Origin of the sequence: Actinomyces glycerinitolerans, assembly GCF_900098745.1 — a bacterium.
Classification (GTDB): Bacteria; Actinomycetota; Actinomycetes; order Actinomycetales; family Actinomycetaceae; genus Actinomyces; species Actinomyces glycerinitolerans.
The window spans coordinates 302,317-319,906 of the sequence record NZ_FQTT01000010.1 but is presented as its reverse complement, the minus strand read 5'-3'; the positions used below and the strand labels follow the sequence as shown (position 1 = coordinate 319,906).

General features: G+C 70.5%; 15 protein-coding genes. 11 read left to right on the top strand and 4 right to left on the bottom strand.

From position 1 onward, the window contains the following. Positions 1 to 195 precede the first annotated feature (195 nt). The 3 genes from ACGLYG10_RS07935 to ACGLYG10_RS07925 all read right to left on the bottom strand — a co-directional run bounded on the left by ACGLYG10_RS07935 (position 196) and on the right by ACGLYG10_RS07925 (position 2,560). Entirely contained in the window at positions 196 to 849 is a 654-nt protein-coding gene (locus ACGLYG10_RS07935) for an RES family NAD+ phosphorylase (RefSeq protein ID WP_244542629.1), read from the bottom strand. A gap of 17 nt (positions 850 to 866) precedes the next feature. Continuing rightward, positions 867 to 1,238 carry a hypothetical protein gene (locus tag ACGLYG10_RS07930; RefSeq protein ID WP_073330155.1) on the bottom strand — a complete coding sequence of 124 codons (372 nt, stop codon included), beginning with the start codon at positions 1,236 to 1,238 and terminating at the stop codon, positions 867 to 869. A 116-nt stretch (positions 1,239 to 1,354) separates the two neighbouring features. Then, a complete protein-coding gene (locus tag ACGLYG10_RS07925; RefSeq protein ID WP_139240906.1) occupies positions 1,355 to 2,560 on the bottom strand; it encodes an NlpC/P60 family protein in 1,206 nt (401 codons plus the stop codon). Positions 2,561 to 2,924: 364 nt separating this feature from the next. On the opposite strand from ACGLYG10_RS07925, the gene ftsH reads away from it, so the two are divergent. From ftsH to panD, 10 genes are all read left to right on the top strand, one after another. Next, on the top strand, positions 2,925 to 5,126 hold the full coding sequence (ftsH, locus tag ACGLYG10_RS07920) for an ATP-dependent zinc metalloprotease FtsH (RefSeq protein ID WP_083565753.1): 2,202 nt from the start codon (positions 2,925 to 2,927) through the stop codon (positions 5,124 to 5,126). Next, positions 5,123 to 5,695 (top strand): GTP cyclohydrolase I FolE, encoded by a 573-nt coding sequence (folE, locus tag ACGLYG10_RS07915; protein WP_073330150.1) that lies wholly within the window; start codon positions 5,123 to 5,125, stop codon positions 5,693 to 5,695. The genes ftsH and folE overlap by 4 nt, the downstream gene beginning before the upstream one ends. 109 nt (positions 5,696 to 5,804) lie before the next feature. Then, entirely contained in the window at positions 5,805 to 6,686 is an 882-nt protein-coding gene (folP, locus tag ACGLYG10_RS07910) for a dihydropteroate synthase (RefSeq protein ID WP_073330147.1), read from the top strand. After that, a complete protein-coding gene (folK, locus tag ACGLYG10_RS07905; RefSeq protein ID WP_073330144.1) occupies positions 6,683 to 8,473 on the top strand; it encodes a 2-amino-4-hydroxy-6-hydroxymethyldihydropteridine diphosphokinase in 1,791 nt (596 codons plus the stop codon). The genes folP and folK overlap by 4 nt, the downstream gene beginning before the upstream one ends. Beyond that, positions 8,473 to 8,958 carry a DUF3180 family protein gene (locus tag ACGLYG10_RS07900; protein ID WP_073330141.1) on the top strand — a complete coding sequence of 162 codons (486 nt, stop codon included), beginning with the start codon at positions 8,473 to 8,475 and terminating at the stop codon, positions 8,956 to 8,958. The genes folK and ACGLYG10_RS07900 overlap by 1 nt, the downstream gene beginning before the upstream one ends. A gap of 33 nt (positions 8,959 to 8,991) precedes the next feature. Beyond that, entirely contained in the window at positions 8,992 to 9,990 is a 999-nt protein-coding gene (locus ACGLYG10_RS07895) for a Rossmann-like and DUF2520 domain-containing protein (protein WP_073330138.1), read from the top strand. A gap of 171 nt (positions 9,991 to 10,161) precedes the next feature. Then, positions 10,162 to 11,148 carry a pantoate--beta-alanine ligase gene (gene panC / locus ACGLYG10_RS07890; RefSeq protein ID WP_073330135.1) on the top strand — a complete coding sequence of 329 codons (987 nt, stop codon included), beginning with the start codon at positions 10,162 to 10,164 and terminating at the stop codon, positions 11,146 to 11,148. A 262-nt stretch (positions 11,149 to 11,410) separates the two neighbouring features. Next, complete coding sequence (locus tag ACGLYG10_RS07885) at positions 11,411 to 11,932, top strand: PH domain-containing protein (RefSeq protein WP_073330132.1); 522 nt, start codon at positions 11,411 to 11,413, stop codon at positions 11,930 to 11,932. After that, entirely contained in the window at positions 11,929 to 13,833 is a 1,905-nt protein-coding gene (locus ACGLYG10_RS15920) for a PH domain-containing protein (RefSeq protein WP_083565752.1), read from the top strand. The genes ACGLYG10_RS07885 and ACGLYG10_RS15920 overlap by 4 nt, the downstream gene beginning before the upstream one ends. A 110-nt stretch (positions 13,834 to 13,943) precedes the next feature. Further along, on the top strand, positions 13,944 to 14,399 hold the full coding sequence (gene panD, locus ACGLYG10_RS07875; protein ID WP_073330129.1) for an aspartate 1-decarboxylase: 456 nt from the start codon (positions 13,944 to 13,946) through the stop codon (positions 14,397 to 14,399). Between the two features lie 315 nt (positions 14,400 to 14,714). On the opposite strand, the gene ACGLYG10_RS16630 is transcribed toward panD, so the two are convergent. Then, positions 14,715 to 15,650 (bottom strand): hypothetical protein, encoded by a 936-nt coding sequence (locus ACGLYG10_RS16630; protein WP_234416041.1) that lies wholly within the window; start codon positions 15,648 to 15,650, stop codon positions 14,715 to 14,717. 231 nt (positions 15,651 to 15,881) lie between these two features. On the opposite strand from ACGLYG10_RS16630, the gene ACGLYG10_RS07865 reads away from it, so the two are divergent. Beyond that, on the top strand, positions 15,882 to 17,552 hold the full coding sequence (locus ACGLYG10_RS07865; RefSeq protein ID WP_073330126.1) for a lysine--tRNA ligase: 1,671 nt from the start codon (positions 15,882 to 15,884) through the stop codon (positions 17,550 to 17,552). The last annotated feature ends 38 nt before the right edge of the window (positions 17,553 to 17,590 follow it).

Sequence of the window (17,590 nt, the reverse complement as noted above, 5' to 3'; positions counted from 1 at the left end):
CGAGGTATACAGCAGAACGTTAAGTAGCGTTGTTAACGTCCAACCGGCGTAGCAGACTGTCTCGGCCTGGCGCGCCAGGAGACTGCGCCTAGAGGCTCGACCGGGTACGTCCACCCGCGTAACAGTCGCAGCCCGAACCGCCGCACCCACAAGCACTACGAGCCGCTCGGACGCTCCGTCCCTGCCGCATGCCGCTCAGTGCGCTACCAACTCGAGCAGAGCACAGGCCTCCCGATAGGCGGCGTCCTGCTTGGTAATCCGGGTCTGACCAGCAGGGTTCCACTGAACGCCGTCGAAGATGGCCCAGCACTCGAAGGGACCGAGCTTCGACATGTACCGAACGCCGCCGTACGCCGGTTCGCCGGACGCCGATGAGGCGAGATACGCCCAACGCGCCAGCAGGCGAGTCACCAGTCGATTGGATCCTCGGACGATGCTGACATCAATGTGTGACACGCCGAGCAGGCTCAGCTCAGGGGCCAGCGCGTCTTCAAGTACCGGCCAGGCGTCGGAACTCTCCACATCGATGAACGGGCTTGGTTCTTCAAGGGTTAGCCGTGCGAGCCGACGCCGTTCACGCCAGTCCCGGGGCACTGATCCAGCAATCATGAGCCCCGGGGCGTCGCGCGCGACAGCGGCCCGTGCCGCCGTGGTCGGTCGGAACGACTGCAGTGTCTCAACGAAGGCGCCCGTAGGAGTGCTGGCCGCATACAGAACGCCGCCTCCGAGGACGTCGAAGCGGTTGCCTGCCCGGGGTAACTCAGAGACGTCGGGCGAAATCTCCGAGAAGTGAAATGGCGAGTCCGCTCGACCGATCCGGTACAGCGGTCCCGTCGGCTTGCATAGCATGGTCATCTACGAAGCCACTACGCCTGGAAGGAGCGAGCTGCGGCGAAGACCTCCTTGAAGCGGTCCTCCGACAGCGCCTCCGCGGGGGAGTCGTTCCCGAGCTCGGGGTTCGAGCCCATAAACCACGCGCGTACGGTGTGTGGTGAGTCCGTGGCCGCCAATTCCAGGTAGATGCGGAACGCTTCCCGCATGCGTCGTTCGTTGGCTTCCCGGGGGTTCGCGGACGTGCCCTTCGTCCAGCGGATGATGGTCTCTGGTGCGACTCCGACGATCAGTGACACCAGGCCGGTGCCGAGGTTGTCGACGAGCGTGTTGGTTACTGTGCGCCAATCCGTCATCGTTGTGCGACGGTGCGCCGTACGTGCTTGGATCAGTGCCGAAGTAGTCATAAAGTCAATGATATGTCGCGCGGATGTCGGCGACAAGACCTGCGGCGCCCGACCGGACATTCGGTCGGGCGCCGCAGAACAGGGCACTATCCAAGGGCTCTACCTATCGGTAGGCATCACCCGTAGAAGACCCAGCTGCGGAACTTCGTCGCTGCGGTCGCATGCGTCGCGGTCGCGGTGGCGTAGTGCCCGGGGTAGTGCCGTTCGAACCAGGCCGAGTAGAACGACGTAGTGTTTGTGCGCTGCTGACCGGTCTGCGCCTGCTGCGCGCCGGACGCATCCCCGGAAATGCCGGGGTTGGCGTCGTCCCCGGACGCGCCGGTGGTCGCACCATCGGTGGCGGAGGCGGGGGCGCCCGCGCTGCCCGTGCCGGCGGGGGCGGGCTGGCTGTTGTTGACGGTGGTGGAGGTCAACTCCGGGCGGGCGACGAAGGACAGGTCCTCCTTCAGCAAGGGGTTGAGCGCGGTGATGTTCACGCCGGTGCCGGTGCCCGTGGAGTGCAGCAGCATGCCGTCGCCCAGGTAGATGGCGGCGTGGTAGACGTTGCCGAAGTAGGTGGCCTCCTCGCCACTGCGCACCTCGTCGATGCGTCCCTCCGGGTTCTGCGCGGAGAAGAACAGGATGTCCCCGCGCTCGTAGTTGTCGTTCGTCTCCAGCCACAGGTCGCCGTGGGCGTAGAACCAGCTGGCCAGGTTGTTCGCGCGCCAGATCTTGGAGGTGCTGGGGTCCACCCCGAAGTCGACGGCGTAGCCCACCTGGGTGTTGGTGTCAGCCGTGTAGGTGGTGTGCGTGTAGTCCCAGCCCAGCAGTACCATGCTCACGAAGGTGGAGCACGTGACCCCGTAGGGCGCCGTCGTGGCGCTGTGTACCACGGTGCCGGTCAACGGGGTGGGTCGGCTGGAGTCCCAGACCAGCGTGGCGCCGGCGTCATAGAAGCTCTCGCCGCGGGAGATAAGGTCCTCGACCTGGGCGGAGTTGGAAGCGCGCGTCGGCGCGGTGGGCAGGTCCTGCGGCACCGCCCAGGTCCCATCCGCCAGCGGAACGGCGATGTTGCCCTCAATGCCGTCCGGGAGGGTGCTGGTGACGTTGAAGCGCATGCCGGCGCCGTCGTCGGCGGTCTCATCGCCCGAGGTGTAGACGGTGCCGGACAGGTTGGAGGCGGCCATGAGATCGGCGGTCGTGTCGAACTGCGAGCCTGAGGTACTGGGGGCGGCGAGCGCCGGGGCGGCGGGTAGGGCGACGCCGACGGCGAGGGCGACGGCGGCAGCGGCGGTTCGTATGGTGGCGGATGCACATCGGTGCATGGATTTGATCGACGACAAAGTCAGGGTCTCCTGTGCTCGTGTAGCGGCGGGTGCTGCGATGCGGACCGTGCCCTGGGAGCCAGGGACCGAACCGGTGCAGCTCGGGAATGTGTGGCACCGGTCTCAGGGATGAGTCCCGGCGTGCATGTTACCGACACGTTAGATGACGGGACCCGGCCTGCGTCAAATGGATGCGGCCCGCGTCGCCCTTCGACTTGGACACATTGCCAACGCACAGGTTGCCCTCCGTGCAGGGAATACGCCGCTTTCCGCACCGCATCCCGCCCACGCCCGGCGCGAACAGGAGGCCGCTGGAGGCGAAACCCAGGCGCGGTTTCCGCTAGCGTCAGAGGGGTTAGACGTGCGAAGGGACCAAACGCCGATGAACGATTCCGGTCAGATCCGCGTGACCGAACGCTCCAGCAAGCCGAGCGGCCGCGGCGGTGACAAGGGAGGCTCCAAGCCGGGGAGCGGACGGCGCCGGGCGGCGCTGGGCAACCCCCTGCTGTGGATCGCTCCCTTCGTCCTACTCATCCTGCTGGGCTGGGCCCTGTTGAGCTCCGCCAGCGGATACCGCTCCATCGACACCTCCGAGGGGCTGGCGATCCTCCAGGACAGCGCCGACACCGTCGAGTCCATCACCGTGATCGACGGCACTCAGCGTGTGGAGCTCGACCTCACCGAGGACTACACCAGCCAGGCCAACCGGCAGGGTGAGAGCTCCCAGAACCTGGGGCGCCGGGTCCAGTTCACCTTCACGGAGGCGCAGGCCGGGCAGGTCAACCGGCTCGTCCAGGCCGCCGATCCCTCCGGCGGCTATAACTCGGTCGTCCCCACCACCACCTGGTGGTCCTCCATGCTGCAGCTGCTGCTGCCGATGGTGATCTTCGTGGCCTTCATGTGGTGGTTCATCGGCCGCATGGGTGGCGGCCGCAACGGTGCCATGGGCTTCGGCCGCTCCAAGGCGAAGGTCGGCAGCAAGGAGATGCCCGACGTCACCTTCGACGACGTCGCCGGGGAGGACGAGGCTGTCGAGGAACTCGAGGAGATCCGCGAGTTCCTGTCCGAGCCGGAGAAGTTCCAGGCCGTCGGCGCCAAGATCCCCAAGGGCGTGCTGCTGTACGGCCCGCCCGGCACCGGCAAGACCCTGCTGGCCCGCGCCGTGGCCGGCGAGGCCGGCGTGCCCTTCTTCTCCATGTCCGGTTCGGAGTTCGTGGAGATGTTCGTCGGCGTGGGCGCCTCGCGCGTGCGCGACCTGTTCGACCAGGCCAAGGAGAACGCCCCCGCCATCATCTTCGTAGATGAGATCGACGCCGTCGGCCGCCACCGCGGGTCCGGCATGGGCGGCGGGCACGACGAGCGCGAGCAGACCCTCAACCAGCTACTGGTGGAGATGGACGGCTTCGACGCGACCACCAACGTTATCCTCATCGCGGCCACCAACCGGCCCGACGTGCTCGACCCCGCCCTGCTGCGCCCGGGCCGCTTCGATCGGCAGGTGTCCGTGGAGGCCCCGGACATGGCCGGCCGCGCCGCCATCCTGCGCGTACACGCCAAGGGCAAGCCCATGACCCGCGACGTCGACCTCGACCAGGTGGCCAAGCGCACCCCCGGCTTCACCGGCGCCGACCTGGCCAACGTCCTCAACGAGGCGGCCCTGCTGACGGCCCGCTCCAACGCGCAACTGATCGACAACCGGGCCCTGGACGAGGCCATCGACCGCGTCATCGCCGGCCCGCAGAAGCGCACCCGCGTCATGAACGACCACGAGAAGGCCATCACCGCCTACCACGAGGCCGGCCACGCCCTGTGCGCGGCGGCCAGCGCCTACTCCGACCCGGTCACCAAGGTCACCATCCTGCCGCGCGGCAAGGCCCTGGGCTACACCATGGTCATGCCCGCGGACGACAAGTACTCCACCACCCGCAACGAGCTGCTCGACCAACTGGTCTACGCCATGGGCGGGCGCGCCGCGGAGGAGATCGTCTTCCGCGACCCCACCACGGGCGCCTCCAACGACATTGAGAAGGCCACCGAGACGGCCCGCAAGATGGTCACCGACTACGGCATGACCCGCTCCGTGGGGGCCGTGCGCCTGGGCACCACCGAGAACGAGACGGTGCTGGGCCTGAACGCCACCAGCCGCGACTTCTCCGAGGACGTCGCCGCCACGGTCGACGCCGAGGTACGCGCCCTCATGGATGCCGCCCACCGCGAGGCCTGGGAGATCCTGGTGCGCAACCGGGACATCCTGGAGGAGCTTGCCACCCAGCTGCTGGAGAAGGAGACCCTGCTGGAGAAGGACCTGGAACGGATCTTCGCCCCCGTGATCAAGCAGCCGCAGCGCCCACTGTGGCACTCCGACGACGCCCTGGTCCTGACCGACGACGTCTCCGCCACCTTCGCCTCCGCCGCCCAGGCCCCCGACCGCCACACCGCCAAGGCCGCCCGGGCCGCGTCCGAGTCGGTCGACGCCGTCGACACGGCCAGCGGCCCGTCGGAGGGCGTGAGTGGCGAACGGCCGACAGACGCCGGCCAGAACCCGGACTCCGACGAGCAGCACGACTCCTGGAGGCAGTGGTGAGCTACGACGCCGACGGCGTGCGCCACGCCATTCGCGAGCTGCTGGTCGCCGTCGGGGAGGACCCCGACCGCGAGGGACTGCGGGGCACTCCCGACCGGATCGCCCGCGCCCTGGCGGAGATGTTCTCCGGCCTGGAGGACGACCCGGCCCGCCACCTGGAGACCGTCTTCGACGCCGACCACCAGGAAATGGTGCTGGTGCGGGACATCCCCCTGTACTCGGTGTGCGAGCACCACCTGCTGCCCTTCCACGGGGTCGCCCACGTCGGCTACATCCCCGGCGAGGACGGGCGCGTCACGGGCCTGAGCAAACTCGCCCGCCTGGTGGAGGGCTACGCCCGCCGCCCGCAGGTGCAGGAGCGCCTCACCTCGCAGATCGCCGACGCCATGGTGGAGCGCCTGGGCGTGCGCGGCGTGATCGTGGTGATCGAGGCCGAGCACCTGTGCATGTCCATGCGCGGCGTGCACAAGCCCGGCGCCAACACCGTCACCAGCGCGGTGCGCGGCGTCATGCACAATGCCGCCACCCGCTCCGAGGCCATGAGCCTGGTGCTGGGCCGCCGCGCCTGACCCCGACGCAGCGCCCCGTCGGGACGGGCGTGCCGGGCCAGGCGGGGCCGTGCCGGGGTTGTGTCCGCGAAATCCTGGGGAAACGGGCGGCGTCCGATAGCCTGGGGGCGTGAACGCGATCCCCATCACGGCCCCGGCGCCACTACCGCAGCCGCTCGCGGCCGCCTCCGCCGCCGGTCGGACCCTGGTGATGGGCATCATCAACGTCACCCCGGACTCCTTCTCCGACGGCGGCCGCTGGGATACCACCGGGCTCGCCGTCGCCCACGGCCGTCAGCTACTGGCTCAGGGCGCCGACATACTCGATATCGGCGGCGAGTCCACCCGCCCCGGTGCCGCCCCGGTGACGGTGGCGCAGGAGCAGGACCGTGTACTGCCGGTCGTCCGTGCGCTCGCCGACGCCGGCGCGGTCGTCTCCGTCGACACCCTGCATGCCGAAACCGCGGACGCCGCCATCGCCGCCGGCGCCCACATCATTAACGACGTCTCCGGCGGGCTCGCCGACCCCGACATGCACCGCGTCGTCGCCGCGGCGGGCGTCGTCTACATCTGCCAGCACTGGCGCGGCACCCCCGAGACCATGGACGCCCTGACCGACTACGGGCCGGACGGCGTCGTCGCCGGGGTGGAGGCGGAACTGCGTTCGCGGCTGGACGAATTGGTCACCGCCGGGGCACGCCCGGAGCAGATCGTGCTTGACCCGGGCCTGGGCTTCGCCAAGACTCACTCACAGTCCTGGCAGTTGCTGGCCGCCACCGGGCGGCTCGTGGCCGACCTGGGGCACCCGGTCCTGATCGGCGCTTCCCGCAAGCGCTTCCTGGCCGCCGCCACCGTCCCCGAGGCCGCCCCCGACCCGCTCGCGCGCGACGCCGCCACCGTAGCCACCACCACCCTGGCCGCCGCCGCCGGCGCCTGGGCCGTCAGAGTCCACGAGGTCCCGGCCAACCGGGACGCCGTCCGCACTGCTTCCCTCTGGAAGGAAAACCGATGAGTACCAACCACGCCAACGCCGACAGGATCGTGCTGACGGGTTTGTCCGCCCGCGGCTACCACGGGCTCCTTCCCTTCGAGCGCACCGAGGGGCAGCTGTTCACCGCCGACGTCACCGTCTTCCTGGGGGAGCGCGGCACGGCGGTCGCGGCCGTCACCGACTCGCTCGACGACGCCGTCAACTACGTGGACATCGCCCGGGAGGTGGTCGGCGTCATCGAGGGGGAGCCGGTCGGCCTGCTGGAGACGCTCGCCGAGCGCATCAGCGACGCCGTGCTCGCCCTCCCGCGCGTAAGCGCCGTGGAGGTCACCGTCCACAAGCCCCAGGCGCCCCTGGACGTCGCCTTCGACGACGTGTCCGTGAGCATCGCCCGCGACGCCGACTCCGCCGCCGAGATGACGCCGGCCGCGGAGCCCGGCGCAGTCGCCCCCGCCGCGGAGCCGGTTGCCGAGTCCAGGCCGGTGGTGGAGCCGCTTGCTCAGCCCGACGTCGAGCCGGCGGCGGTCCAGCCGGCTGAGGCCGGCGCTGCGCAGCCCACCGTGCCGGCGGAGGCGCCGGTCGTCCCCGAGTTGCCCGATGTGCCCGACCTCGCCGCCGGGACGCCGGTGCCCGCCGCCCCACTCGCCGCGCCGCCGGCCGCACCGGCGGGAGGGCCGCTGCCCGCGGGCCCCGTCGCGCCGTCGGAGTCCGGTGTTGCCCAGCCACCGGCGGTGGCGCCGACCGGCACCCCGGAGGCTCCGGCCGCCGCGCCCGTGCCGGAGGCGGCCGTCGCGCCCGTGCCGCCGCAGCCACCGGTCGACCCGCTCACCGTGCGCCCGCAGGCGCCCGCGCAGCTGGTCATCGCCCTGGGCGGCAACGTCGGCGGCGTCGTCCCCTCGCTGCGCACCGCGGTGAACACGCTGCGCCAGACCGACGGCATCACCGTCACCACGGTCGCCCCGCTGGCGCGCACGGCCGCGGTCGTCAGCGACGGCGTGGAGCAGCCCGACTACCTCAACACCGTGGTGCTGGCGACCACCACCCTCTCCCCGCGGGAGGTGCTGGCCGTCTGCCAGGGCCTGGAGGCCGCCGCCGGGCGCGTGCGCACCCGGCCCCAGGGGCCCCGCACCCTCGACGCCGACATCATCACCTACGAGGGCGTCACCTCCACCGACCCCGAACTCACCCTGCCGCACCCGCGCGCCGCGCAACGCGCCTTCGTGCTGGTGCCCTGGGCACAGGCCGACCCCTTCGCCGAGATCGGCGACCAGTCCGTGGCCGCCCTGGCCGAGTCCGCCCCCGACCGCGACGGCGTGCGCTGGCTCGCCCTCGACTGGCTCGACTCCGACCACCTGCCCGCCCTGCCGACCGGGCAGTACGTTGCCCCGCCGGAAGCGGAGCCCGAGCCCGTGGCGCCGGTCGAGCCCGAGGCGGCGGTTGTGCCCGAGAGCGCAGCGCCGGTGGAGCCCGTGGCGCCGGCCGAGCCCGAAGCGGCGCCGTCCGCGGATGCGGACCCGGCAGAGGCCGCACGCGCAGTGCCTGCCGAGCCGGAACAGGCTGCCCAGCAGCAGCCGGTTGTGCCCGCCGCACCGGCGCAGCCGGTCCCCGTCGAGCCCGCCCGGCCCGAGCCGATCGCACCCGCCCAGGCGGAGCCGGTTGTGCCCCCGCAGCCAGACCAGAACCAGCCCGAGCCGCCGGCCGCACCCCGGTTCTCCGGTGACGGTGACGCCGCTGGTGCCGATGCGGGCGAGTGGACGGCCCCGCCGGCCTGGAACGACGTCATCGGCCGCAACGGCCGGGACCTGTGATGCGGCGCACGCGCTGGACGACCGTCCTCGCGTGCTTCGCCGGGCCGGCCGTCCTCGCCTGGGCGGCCTCCGACCTCATGCTGCGCCACCGCGGCTGGGCGGCCTCGTTGACGCCGTGGGGCGCCGCCGTCGCCGTCGCGATCGCCGCGATTGTGCTGCTCGCCGGCCTGGCGGTCCGCCGCCTGCGCGAGCATGAGCCCACCTGGATGACCCCCACCGGCGCCGCCCTGACCGCGGCCGCCGCACAGGCGTCGTCCCGGGTCGGGGCGGTGGTTGGCGGAGTGTACGGCGGCGGGCTCGTCGTCGCGCTGATGCACCTGAACTCCCCGGCCATGACCGCCCTGGCCTGGTCGGCCGCCGCCTGCCTGGCCGCGTGCGTGCTGTGGATCAGCGTCGGCATGATCGTCGAGCACTGGTGCGCCATCGGCGAGGACGACGATGATGACCTGCACACCGGCTCCTCCCCGAGCGGCAGCGCCGCCTAGGCCCGCCCCGGCGCGCCGTGAGAGCATCGCGTCATGCCCACGACCCCTGCCACGCCCGCCGACCCCGAACCGACCCCGAACCCGCCGACCCGGCCGCCGCGGCCCGGCAGGCTGGGAGTCGGCATCATCAGCGCCGGGCGGGTCGGCGCCGTACTCGGTTCCGCGCTGCGCTCGGTCGACCACCAAATCATCGGCGTGCACGCCGTCTCCGAGGCCTCACGCGAACGTGCCGAACTGCTGCTGCCCGGCGTGCCCCTGCTGGAGGTGGAGGACATCGTCGAGCGGGCCGAACTCGTGCTGCTCGCCGTCCCTGATGACGCCCTGGCCGGCCTCGTCCAGGGGCTGGCCGATCTGAAGCGGTGGCAGCCCGGCCAACTGGTGGTTCACACCTCCGGCGCCTACGGCACCGCGGTGCTCGAGCCCGCCCGCCGCTGCGGCGCCATCCCGCTCGCCATACACCCGGCCATGACCTTCGGCGGTTTCTCCACCGACGTCGCCCGCCTGGTCGGCTGCCCCATGGCCGTGACCGCCCCCGCCGCGGTGCTGCCGATCGGGCAGGCACTCGCCGTCGAACTGGGCGGGGAACCCTTCGTACTGCCGGAGCAGTCCCGCCCCGCCTACCACGCGGCCCTCGCCCACGGCGCCAACCACCTGGTCACGCTGGTCAACCAGGCCGTGCGCATCCTGGCCGCCGCCGGCGTCGAGGACGGGGCCGCCACCCTCACCCCACTGCTGTCCGCCGCGCTCGACCGTGCCCTGCGGGAGGGTGAAGCCGGACTGACCGGACCCGTGGCGCGCGGCGACGCCGGCACGGTGCGTACCCACCTGGAGGCGCTGGCCGCGCTGCGCGACGCGAATGGTCGACCGCTGGACGACGTCGTCGCCACCTACCGGGTGCTGGCGGAGGCGACGTTGCAGCGCCGCGAGGCCACCGGGGCACTCGGGGAGCAGCAGGTGCGCGCCCTGCGCGAAGCCCTCGCGGCCCCTCCGGCAGAACCCGGCAGGGACTCCAACACCAGTCCCGCCGACTAACCCGCCCCGGCCCGCCGCGTCGTCCTCGTTGAGGCCGGCAGAACTTGCATATCGCGCTCGGTTGAAGCGGCCTCAGCCGCGCGCTCCTGGCGCCGGGCATTCCCGGTCGTTATTCGGCCAACCGGCGAACCTGGTGACTGCGCTCGGAGCGGATCATCTAGCGTTGGTTCCATGACCGCCTCAACCTCCCCGGACACTCCCGCCCGCACCGCCCTGGCCCGCACCCGCGAAGAACTCGCCTCCGCCCTGGCCGGCGACGACGCCCCCCGCGCCGTCGTCATGACCATGGGCGCCCTCCACCAGGGCCACTTCGATCTCGTGCGCGAGGCCGCCCGCCACGTCGGGGCAGACGGCACCGTCGTCGTCACCATCTTCGTCAACCCGCTGCAGTTCGCGCCCGGGGAGGACCTGGACGCCTACCCGCGCACCCTGGAGGCGGACCTGGACGGCCTGGCCGCCGTCCTGACGGGTGCGGACGGCGCGCTCGCGGTGGGGCGACTGGTGGTCTTCGCCCCCACCCCCGAGGTCATGTACCCCTACGGCGACCCGCAGGTGCGCATCGACCCCGGTCCGCTGGCAACCGTCCTGGAGGGACGCATCCGCCCGACCCACTTCGCCGGCGTGTGCCAGGTGGTGCTGTCCCTGATGCACCTGACCGCACCGCGCTGGGCCATGTTCGGCCGCAAGGACGCCCAGCAGCTCGCCGTCGTCAAGGCCATGGTGCGCGACCTGGCGGTCCCGGTTGAGATCGTCCCCGTCGACATCCGCCGCGAGACCGACGGCCTGGCCATGAGCTCACGCAACGCCTACCTGTCCGATGCCGAACGCGGCCATGCGCTCGCGCTGTCGCGGGCGCTGGAGGCCGGGCGTGCCGCCGCTCGTACCGGCGCCGACGCCGCCGCGGTGCGCGCGGCCGCCCAGCAGGTGCTCGACGCCGAGGCGGGCGTGGAGGTCGACTACGTCGCCGTCGTCGACCCGGATTCCTTCGTCGACCTGGCCGGGGCCGGGCTCGGCCTGGAGACGCGCAATCAGCCTGTGGACTCCGCGCAAGTGGGCAGTGCGGCGGACGGTGCGCGGTCGTCCCAGGGGCTGCTCGCCGTCGCCGCCCGCGTCGGCAGCACCCGGCTTATCGACAACACGCTGATCGACCTTCCCTGAGGCGGAACCGAGCGCGGCAGGGCCGGGCACCGACCGGGGCGCGAGGACGCTCCGGGATGAGTGGCGTCGGCGTGGCGCGGACATCGAGCCCCGAGCCCGCGCCGAAACGGAGTACCGCCGGTACAGGACCGGCAGCCGAAAGTGCAGGCACCCGAGCCCGCGCCGAAACGGACTGCCGGGTTCCGCAGGGCTCCTACCGCAGGAGGATGCGTGCGCCGGGGGCGCCTGCGATGCTCGCCGCGAACGACCTTCAGGAGCCGCCATGATCCCCTCCGTCCCACCGTCCGAGGTCACGCCGCTCGCGGCCGATCCCTTCGCCCCCGTCGGCGTCGAGTTCCGTCCCGTCTCCCCACGCCTGATCACCGCCCGGCTCGTGCCCAACCTGATCCTCGATGGCGTGTGTCTGCTCGGCCTGATGATCGCGGGCATGCTGGCCAGCCGTTGGTTCTATGCCGGCGCGGCGGTGGTTGCCGTCGGCATGGTGTGGGAGTTGTGGATCATCCCGCGACAGGTGCGGGCCATGGGGTACGCCATGGCGGACGACCACCTGCTGTGGCGCAAGGGCATCATGTTCCGCAGAATCAGCGTGATTCCCTACGGACGCATGCAGTTCGTGGACACCTCCCAGGGGCCGTTGGGGCGGCACCTGGGCATCGCAGAGGTGAAGCTGCATACGGCGTCGGCCTCCACGGACGCGACCATTAACGGACTGCCCGTTGCCGAGGCCGAGAGCCTCCGTCGGGTCCTGTCCGAGCGTGGCGAACAGAGGATGGCGGGGCTATGAACGCCCGCCGACGCGCAGACGGTGCGCTGCCCAACGCGGAGGCCGACCCGCGAGCCTGGGATGTTGGCCGGCAGGGCCGCCGGCCGTCCGTCGAGGACCGGAGTATCACGCTGCCGCCCGACGCACAGTGGCGGCGCGTGCACCCAGTCACCCCGTTGCTCGAGGGGTGGAAGATCATCGCGGCGGTGCTGGCCTTCCTGTTGTGGCAGAACGCCGAGCTGATCCTGGAGGCGTATTCGGCGGTTCAAAGCTACCGGGGCGACGTGCCGCCCACCCTGATCCTGAGCATCGGCCTGGGGGTGGTTGGCGCGCTGCTGGTCATTGGCCTCGGTCTGTGGCTCTCCTGGCGAATGCGCGCCTACGCCGTCGACCGCGACGCCGTCTACCTGCGCACGGGAGTTCTCAACCGCCAGTTGCGCACCGCGCGCCTGCCGCGCATCCAGTCCGTCGACATAGTCCACCCGCTGCTCGGCCGCATCTTCGGCCTGGGGCGTCTGAGGGTGGAGGTGGCCGGTGGCAGCGATTCGCACGTACTGATCGGATTCCTGCGGACGCGCGAGCTGGAGGAGCTGCGCGATCGGATCCTGTCGCTGGCGGCCGGAGCCCAGCTGTACGGCGAGGGTGAGGCGGTGGAGCCGAATGCGACTGCGGGCCCGGGGATGGAGCGGCTTGGCGAGGTCGGCGAACCGTATGGGGATGCGGTGCCGCGCAGACGCCTCGTTGACCCCGACGGGGCGGCGGGGCCGGGTTCGGCGGAGCGCGGGATGCGTGCCTCCGGGGAGCCGGGGCGCGTACCCGGGGAAGCGCCCGCCGTTGGCGGGGAACAACGCGAGGGAGCCGCGGCGGGCCGGTCGGTGCCCCGCGGATTCGAGGACGCCGCGGCCGCACCGCTGATCGGAGACGCGCGCCTGCGGGGCGGCGAGCGCGACCTGTACGCCGTGGAGCCGCGCATCCTGATCGGTTCGATACTGCTCTCCGGCGCGACGATTGCGGTGCTGGCCCTACTGCTGGGATGCATCGGGTTGGTGGTGTCGCTTGTGGTCGGCGGGGCCTTCGGCAAGGAGGGTGCGCTTGCGGTGCTCTCCTCAAGCGTGTTGCCGCTGCTGGCCGTGCCGCTGGCCTTCGGCGGTTACGTCTGGAACCGGTTGGACAAGGGCTGGCACTTCCGCGCCGCGGCCACGCCCGCAGGCATCCGGGCCAGCTTCGGACTCACATCGGAAACCTCCTCCACACTCCCGCCCGGTCGAGTCCATGGCGTTCAGATTGAGCAAGGGGTGCTGTGGCGTCGGCCCGACTGGTGGCGGGTGCAGGTTAGCGTGGCCGGGCGCGCCGCCGCCGAGGTCAAGTCTTCCGGGGTGGAGGACACCGGGGCGAACGTGCTGCTGCCGGTGGGGCGGCGGGAGACGGCTCTGCGGGCGCTGTGGCTGGTGGCGCCCGACCTGGGTGTGGCCGATCCCGACGCCTTCCTGGAATCTGCCCTGACCGGGCAGGATCAGGACGGGGTGGGGGATACACACCTCGCGGTAGAGGATCCGGGACGCGGCTTCATCCGTATCAGTCCCCGCGGACGTCTGTTCTCACCGCTGGCGTGGCGGCGCGAAGCGATTGCGCTGACCGACACCTGCGTGGTGCTGCGGCTCGGCCGGTGGCGGCGGCGCATCAGCGTGATCCCCTACGAGCGGATCCAGTCGCTGCGGCTGGTGCAGGGGCCCTGCGCGCGGCGGCGCGGCCTGGCTGCGCTGCATCTGGACATGGTGGATGCGGAGATCGGACGCTCCTTGAGCAACCTGGACCTGAATGATGCCGCCGCCATTGAACGCGTCATCTCCGAGCGGGCGCTGCGGCGCCGCCAGCAGGAGCGTCTGGACCGCTGGCTCGCCCGCGCCGCTGAGATCGGTTGAAGCGGTCACGGACGACGGGCGCTGTGTCCAGGGCCCGTCGTCCTCGTCACGCTGTCTTCTCTGTCACGACACTGCGGCGGTCGATCCCGGGGCGTCTACGCTTATACGCGATGAGCACTCGCACTCGGACGATGATGACGTCCAAGATCCACCGCGCCACCGTGACGCAGGCCGACCTCGACTACGTCGGCTCCATCACCGTGGACGCGGATCTGCTCGAAGCAGCCGATCTGCTGCCCGGCGAGCGGGTGGACATCTGCGACTGCACCAACGGCAACCGCCTGTCCACCTACGTCATCCCCGGCGAGCGTGGCGCGGGCGAGATCTGCATCAACGGCGCCGCCGCTCACCTGGTCAGTCCCGGTGACATCGTGATTCTCATCGGCTACTCCCAACTGAGCGATGACGAGGCGCGCACCTACCTGCCGCACGTGGTGTTCGTGGACGCGGACAACCGCATCGTCGAACGCGGCACCGAGCCCGGGCAGGTTCCCGCGGACTCCGACGTGGCCCGGATGCAGGGACTGCGGTCCTCCGGCCTGCCGCTCGCTGCGGTGCGCGGCTGAACTGCGCAGTGTCCACGGTTGGGCAAGTCGAGCCGATGCCCCAGCCGCGCTTCCCGACGACAACTAACGGCGCATACGGCGCCGAATCTCCCGTCGAGTGCCACGGCTGATCTTGTGGCTGCGGAGCATAAAGCGAAGGGCAGCTTTGCGTCTGAGCGAGCGCGGTGTTGCACGCAACGGCTAATCTCCTACGCCGGGTGGGAGCTGGCGCAATGGTGGAATAGCAACGAAAAACTCCAATTGGTCGGTGGACCGCGCGGTTGTCTGACCACCCTCCAGTGTGCAGCGGAGGTCTCGCTGCACACTGGAAGCTCATCACGCTTGTGCGGCCTTGCGAAGATTCCGCATGATTCCGGGGTTTTCTGGGAGAGCCAGTCGGCTCGAGTGTGCAACGCCGAGGAATGCCCGCGCAACGACGCTCCGAATGTGGTCCTCTCCGGCTGCCACATCCTGTCCGGTGAGGCGGACGGCAACGTAACCGCCCGCGAGCGCCTCCTGGTCGCGCCGGCGATCTTGCGTGAACTGTTCGTTGGATGAATGGAACTCCCAGCCATCCGTCTCAACGATGAGCCAGTTCTGCACCAGCATGTCGACCTCGCCGACGCCCTCAATGGTTACGCCTGTTTCGACGGCTAAGCCGATATGCCGCAATGCGAGCCGAGTGCGAGTTTCCAGAGGCGAGCGGGAGGCGGGGTCTGTGAGCATCAGGCGCTGTCGCCCTTTTGCTGCGTATCGTCCAGTCAACAGTTCCGAGATCTCCTCCGTCGAAGTGTCGCCGCGGTTGAGGGCCGCGTCCGCGACGCATATGGCATCGAGTTCGTCGAGGCACACCAGGCAGCAGGCGACTATCTCCGCCGGGGACACAACTGGGAAATCGTCCACTGTCAGTGGTGTGATCTGGGTCTTGCGATGCAGCGTTACGGTATCCAGATCCCGGTAAGTGCTGGGCCGCATACTGTGGTTTCTTGGAACCGCCAGGTGTAGGGATTCGGGCTTGTTCCACATGGGGTAGCCGAGTACCTCGGCGGCGCTCGCGCAGGTCAGGTGCGCTCGAAACTGTCTGCACTTGACAATGCGTGGATCTGTTCCCGGGATCGCAAGGAATCGCGGTATGGGGCGGTAGAGCAGCTCGGCGGCGAGGGCGGCTTCGATGATGCGCTTATCCTCCGCACCGCGAACGACCTCATCGTCATACGCCGCACCGTGCAGTGCCGTGACGCGTTCCAGCAATAGCTCGACTTCGAGGTCCATGAAGGAATAATGGCCTTGCACCCGTCGACTCGTGTAGCCCCGGTCGCCTGCCTGTGGATAACTCGCGCACGGAGTGGTCTGCCGCTGCTACCTGTGGATGCCCCTGAGGATAGGTCGGTGGATGTTCGGGACGGGCTCGGGAACGTTCTGGGGTCGGGCCCGGTCAACGCTGGTGGAGATGACGTCCGGCCGGATATGAGCCCTGTACGGCCAGCGGTTACACTCGCGCGCGTGAGTGAAGCCCTCGACAACCAGCAGACTTCCGCGCCGCAGGCCGCCGAGCCGGGCGCATCTCGGCCCGAACCCCGGCAGGCCGCTCCATCGTCGGGCGACCAGTTCCGGATCAGGTCCGATAAGCGCGACCGCCTGCGCGAGGAGGGTTGGGAGCCGTACCCGGTTTCCGTGCCGCTGACCACCACGATCTCCGCCGTGCGTGAGCGCTACGGCCACCTCCAGGCCGGCGAGGAGACAAGCGATGTCGTCGGCGTCGCGGGACGCGTCGTGTTCCTGCGCAACACCGGCCGTCTTTGCTTCGTCACCCTGCAGGACGGCGCAGGCGAGACTCTCCAGGCGATGCTGTCGGCCAAGTCGCTGCCGGGCGCGGGTCACTCGAGCCTCGCCGCCTTCAAGACCGACGTTGACCTCGGCGATCACCTGTTCGTCCACGGGCACGTAGGTGCCTCCCGGCGCGGGGAGTTGTCCGTCTTCGCGGAGCCGGAGCTGCGCGCGGACGCCGACCCCGCCGCCCTGGCCGAACTTGGTGACGACGCCATCGCGACCCCGGCCTGGCGCATCGCCTCCAAGGCGCTGCGACCTCTGCCCAAGACTTGGACCAATGAGGCCGGAGAGGCGGTGACCCTCTCGGAGGAGCAGCGGGTGCGCCGTCGGGAGCTGGACCTGCTCACGCGCCCGGCCGCCCGCGACATGGTGCGCACCCGGGCCGCCGTGGTGCGCAGCCTGCGGGAGAACTTCTACGGGCGCGACTACGTCGAACTGGAGACGCCGGTGCTGCAGGCGATTCACGGCGGCGCCGCCGCACGGCCGTTCATCACGCACATGAACGCACTGGACATGGACCTGTACCTGCGCATCGCCACGGAGATCTACCTCAAGCGTGCCGTCGTAGGCGGCGTCGACCGGGTGTTCGAGATCGGCCGGGTTTTCCGCAACGAGGGCATGGACTCCTCCCACTCCCCGGAGTTCGCGGTCCTGGAGGCCTACGAGGCCTACTCCGACTACAACGGCATGGCCGAGCTGACCCAGAACCTGGTGCAGCAGGCGGCCCGCGACGCCTTCGACCTGAGCGAGGGCGAGGAGATCGTGCGCCTGGCCGACGGCACCGAGTACGACCTGTCCGGCCAGTGGCGCCGGCTCGACCTGTACACCTCCGTATCCGAGGCGGTGGGGGAGGAGATCACCGTCGCCACCCCGCGCGAGCAGCTGGTCCGGATCGCGGAGCGGCTCGGCCTGGAGGTCGACGACTACGCCGTGGCCGGCAAGATCGTGGAGGACATCTTCGAGGAGACGGTCGGCAACGACCTGTGGGAGCCGACCTTCGTCTACGACTTCCCCGAGGACACCTCCCCGCTGACCCGCTACCACCGCTCCCGCCCGGGGCTCACCGAGAAGTGGGACCTGTACATTCGCGGCACCGAGACCGCCACCGCCTACTCCGAGCTGGCCGACCCGGTCGTCCAGCGCGAGCGCTTCGAGGCGCAGGCGCTGGCCGCAGCCAAGGGCGACCCCGAGGCCATGGTCTTGGACGAGGACTTCCTGGTGGCCATGGAGCAGGGCTTCCCGCCCTGCGGCGGCATGGGCATGGGGGTGGACCGGCTGCTCATGGCCCTGACCGGTCAGGGCATCCGCGAGACCATCACCTTCCCCCTGGTGCGGCGCGGCTGAGTTGGCCGGCGCGAAGGCGATGCCGGGGTTGGAGCGCA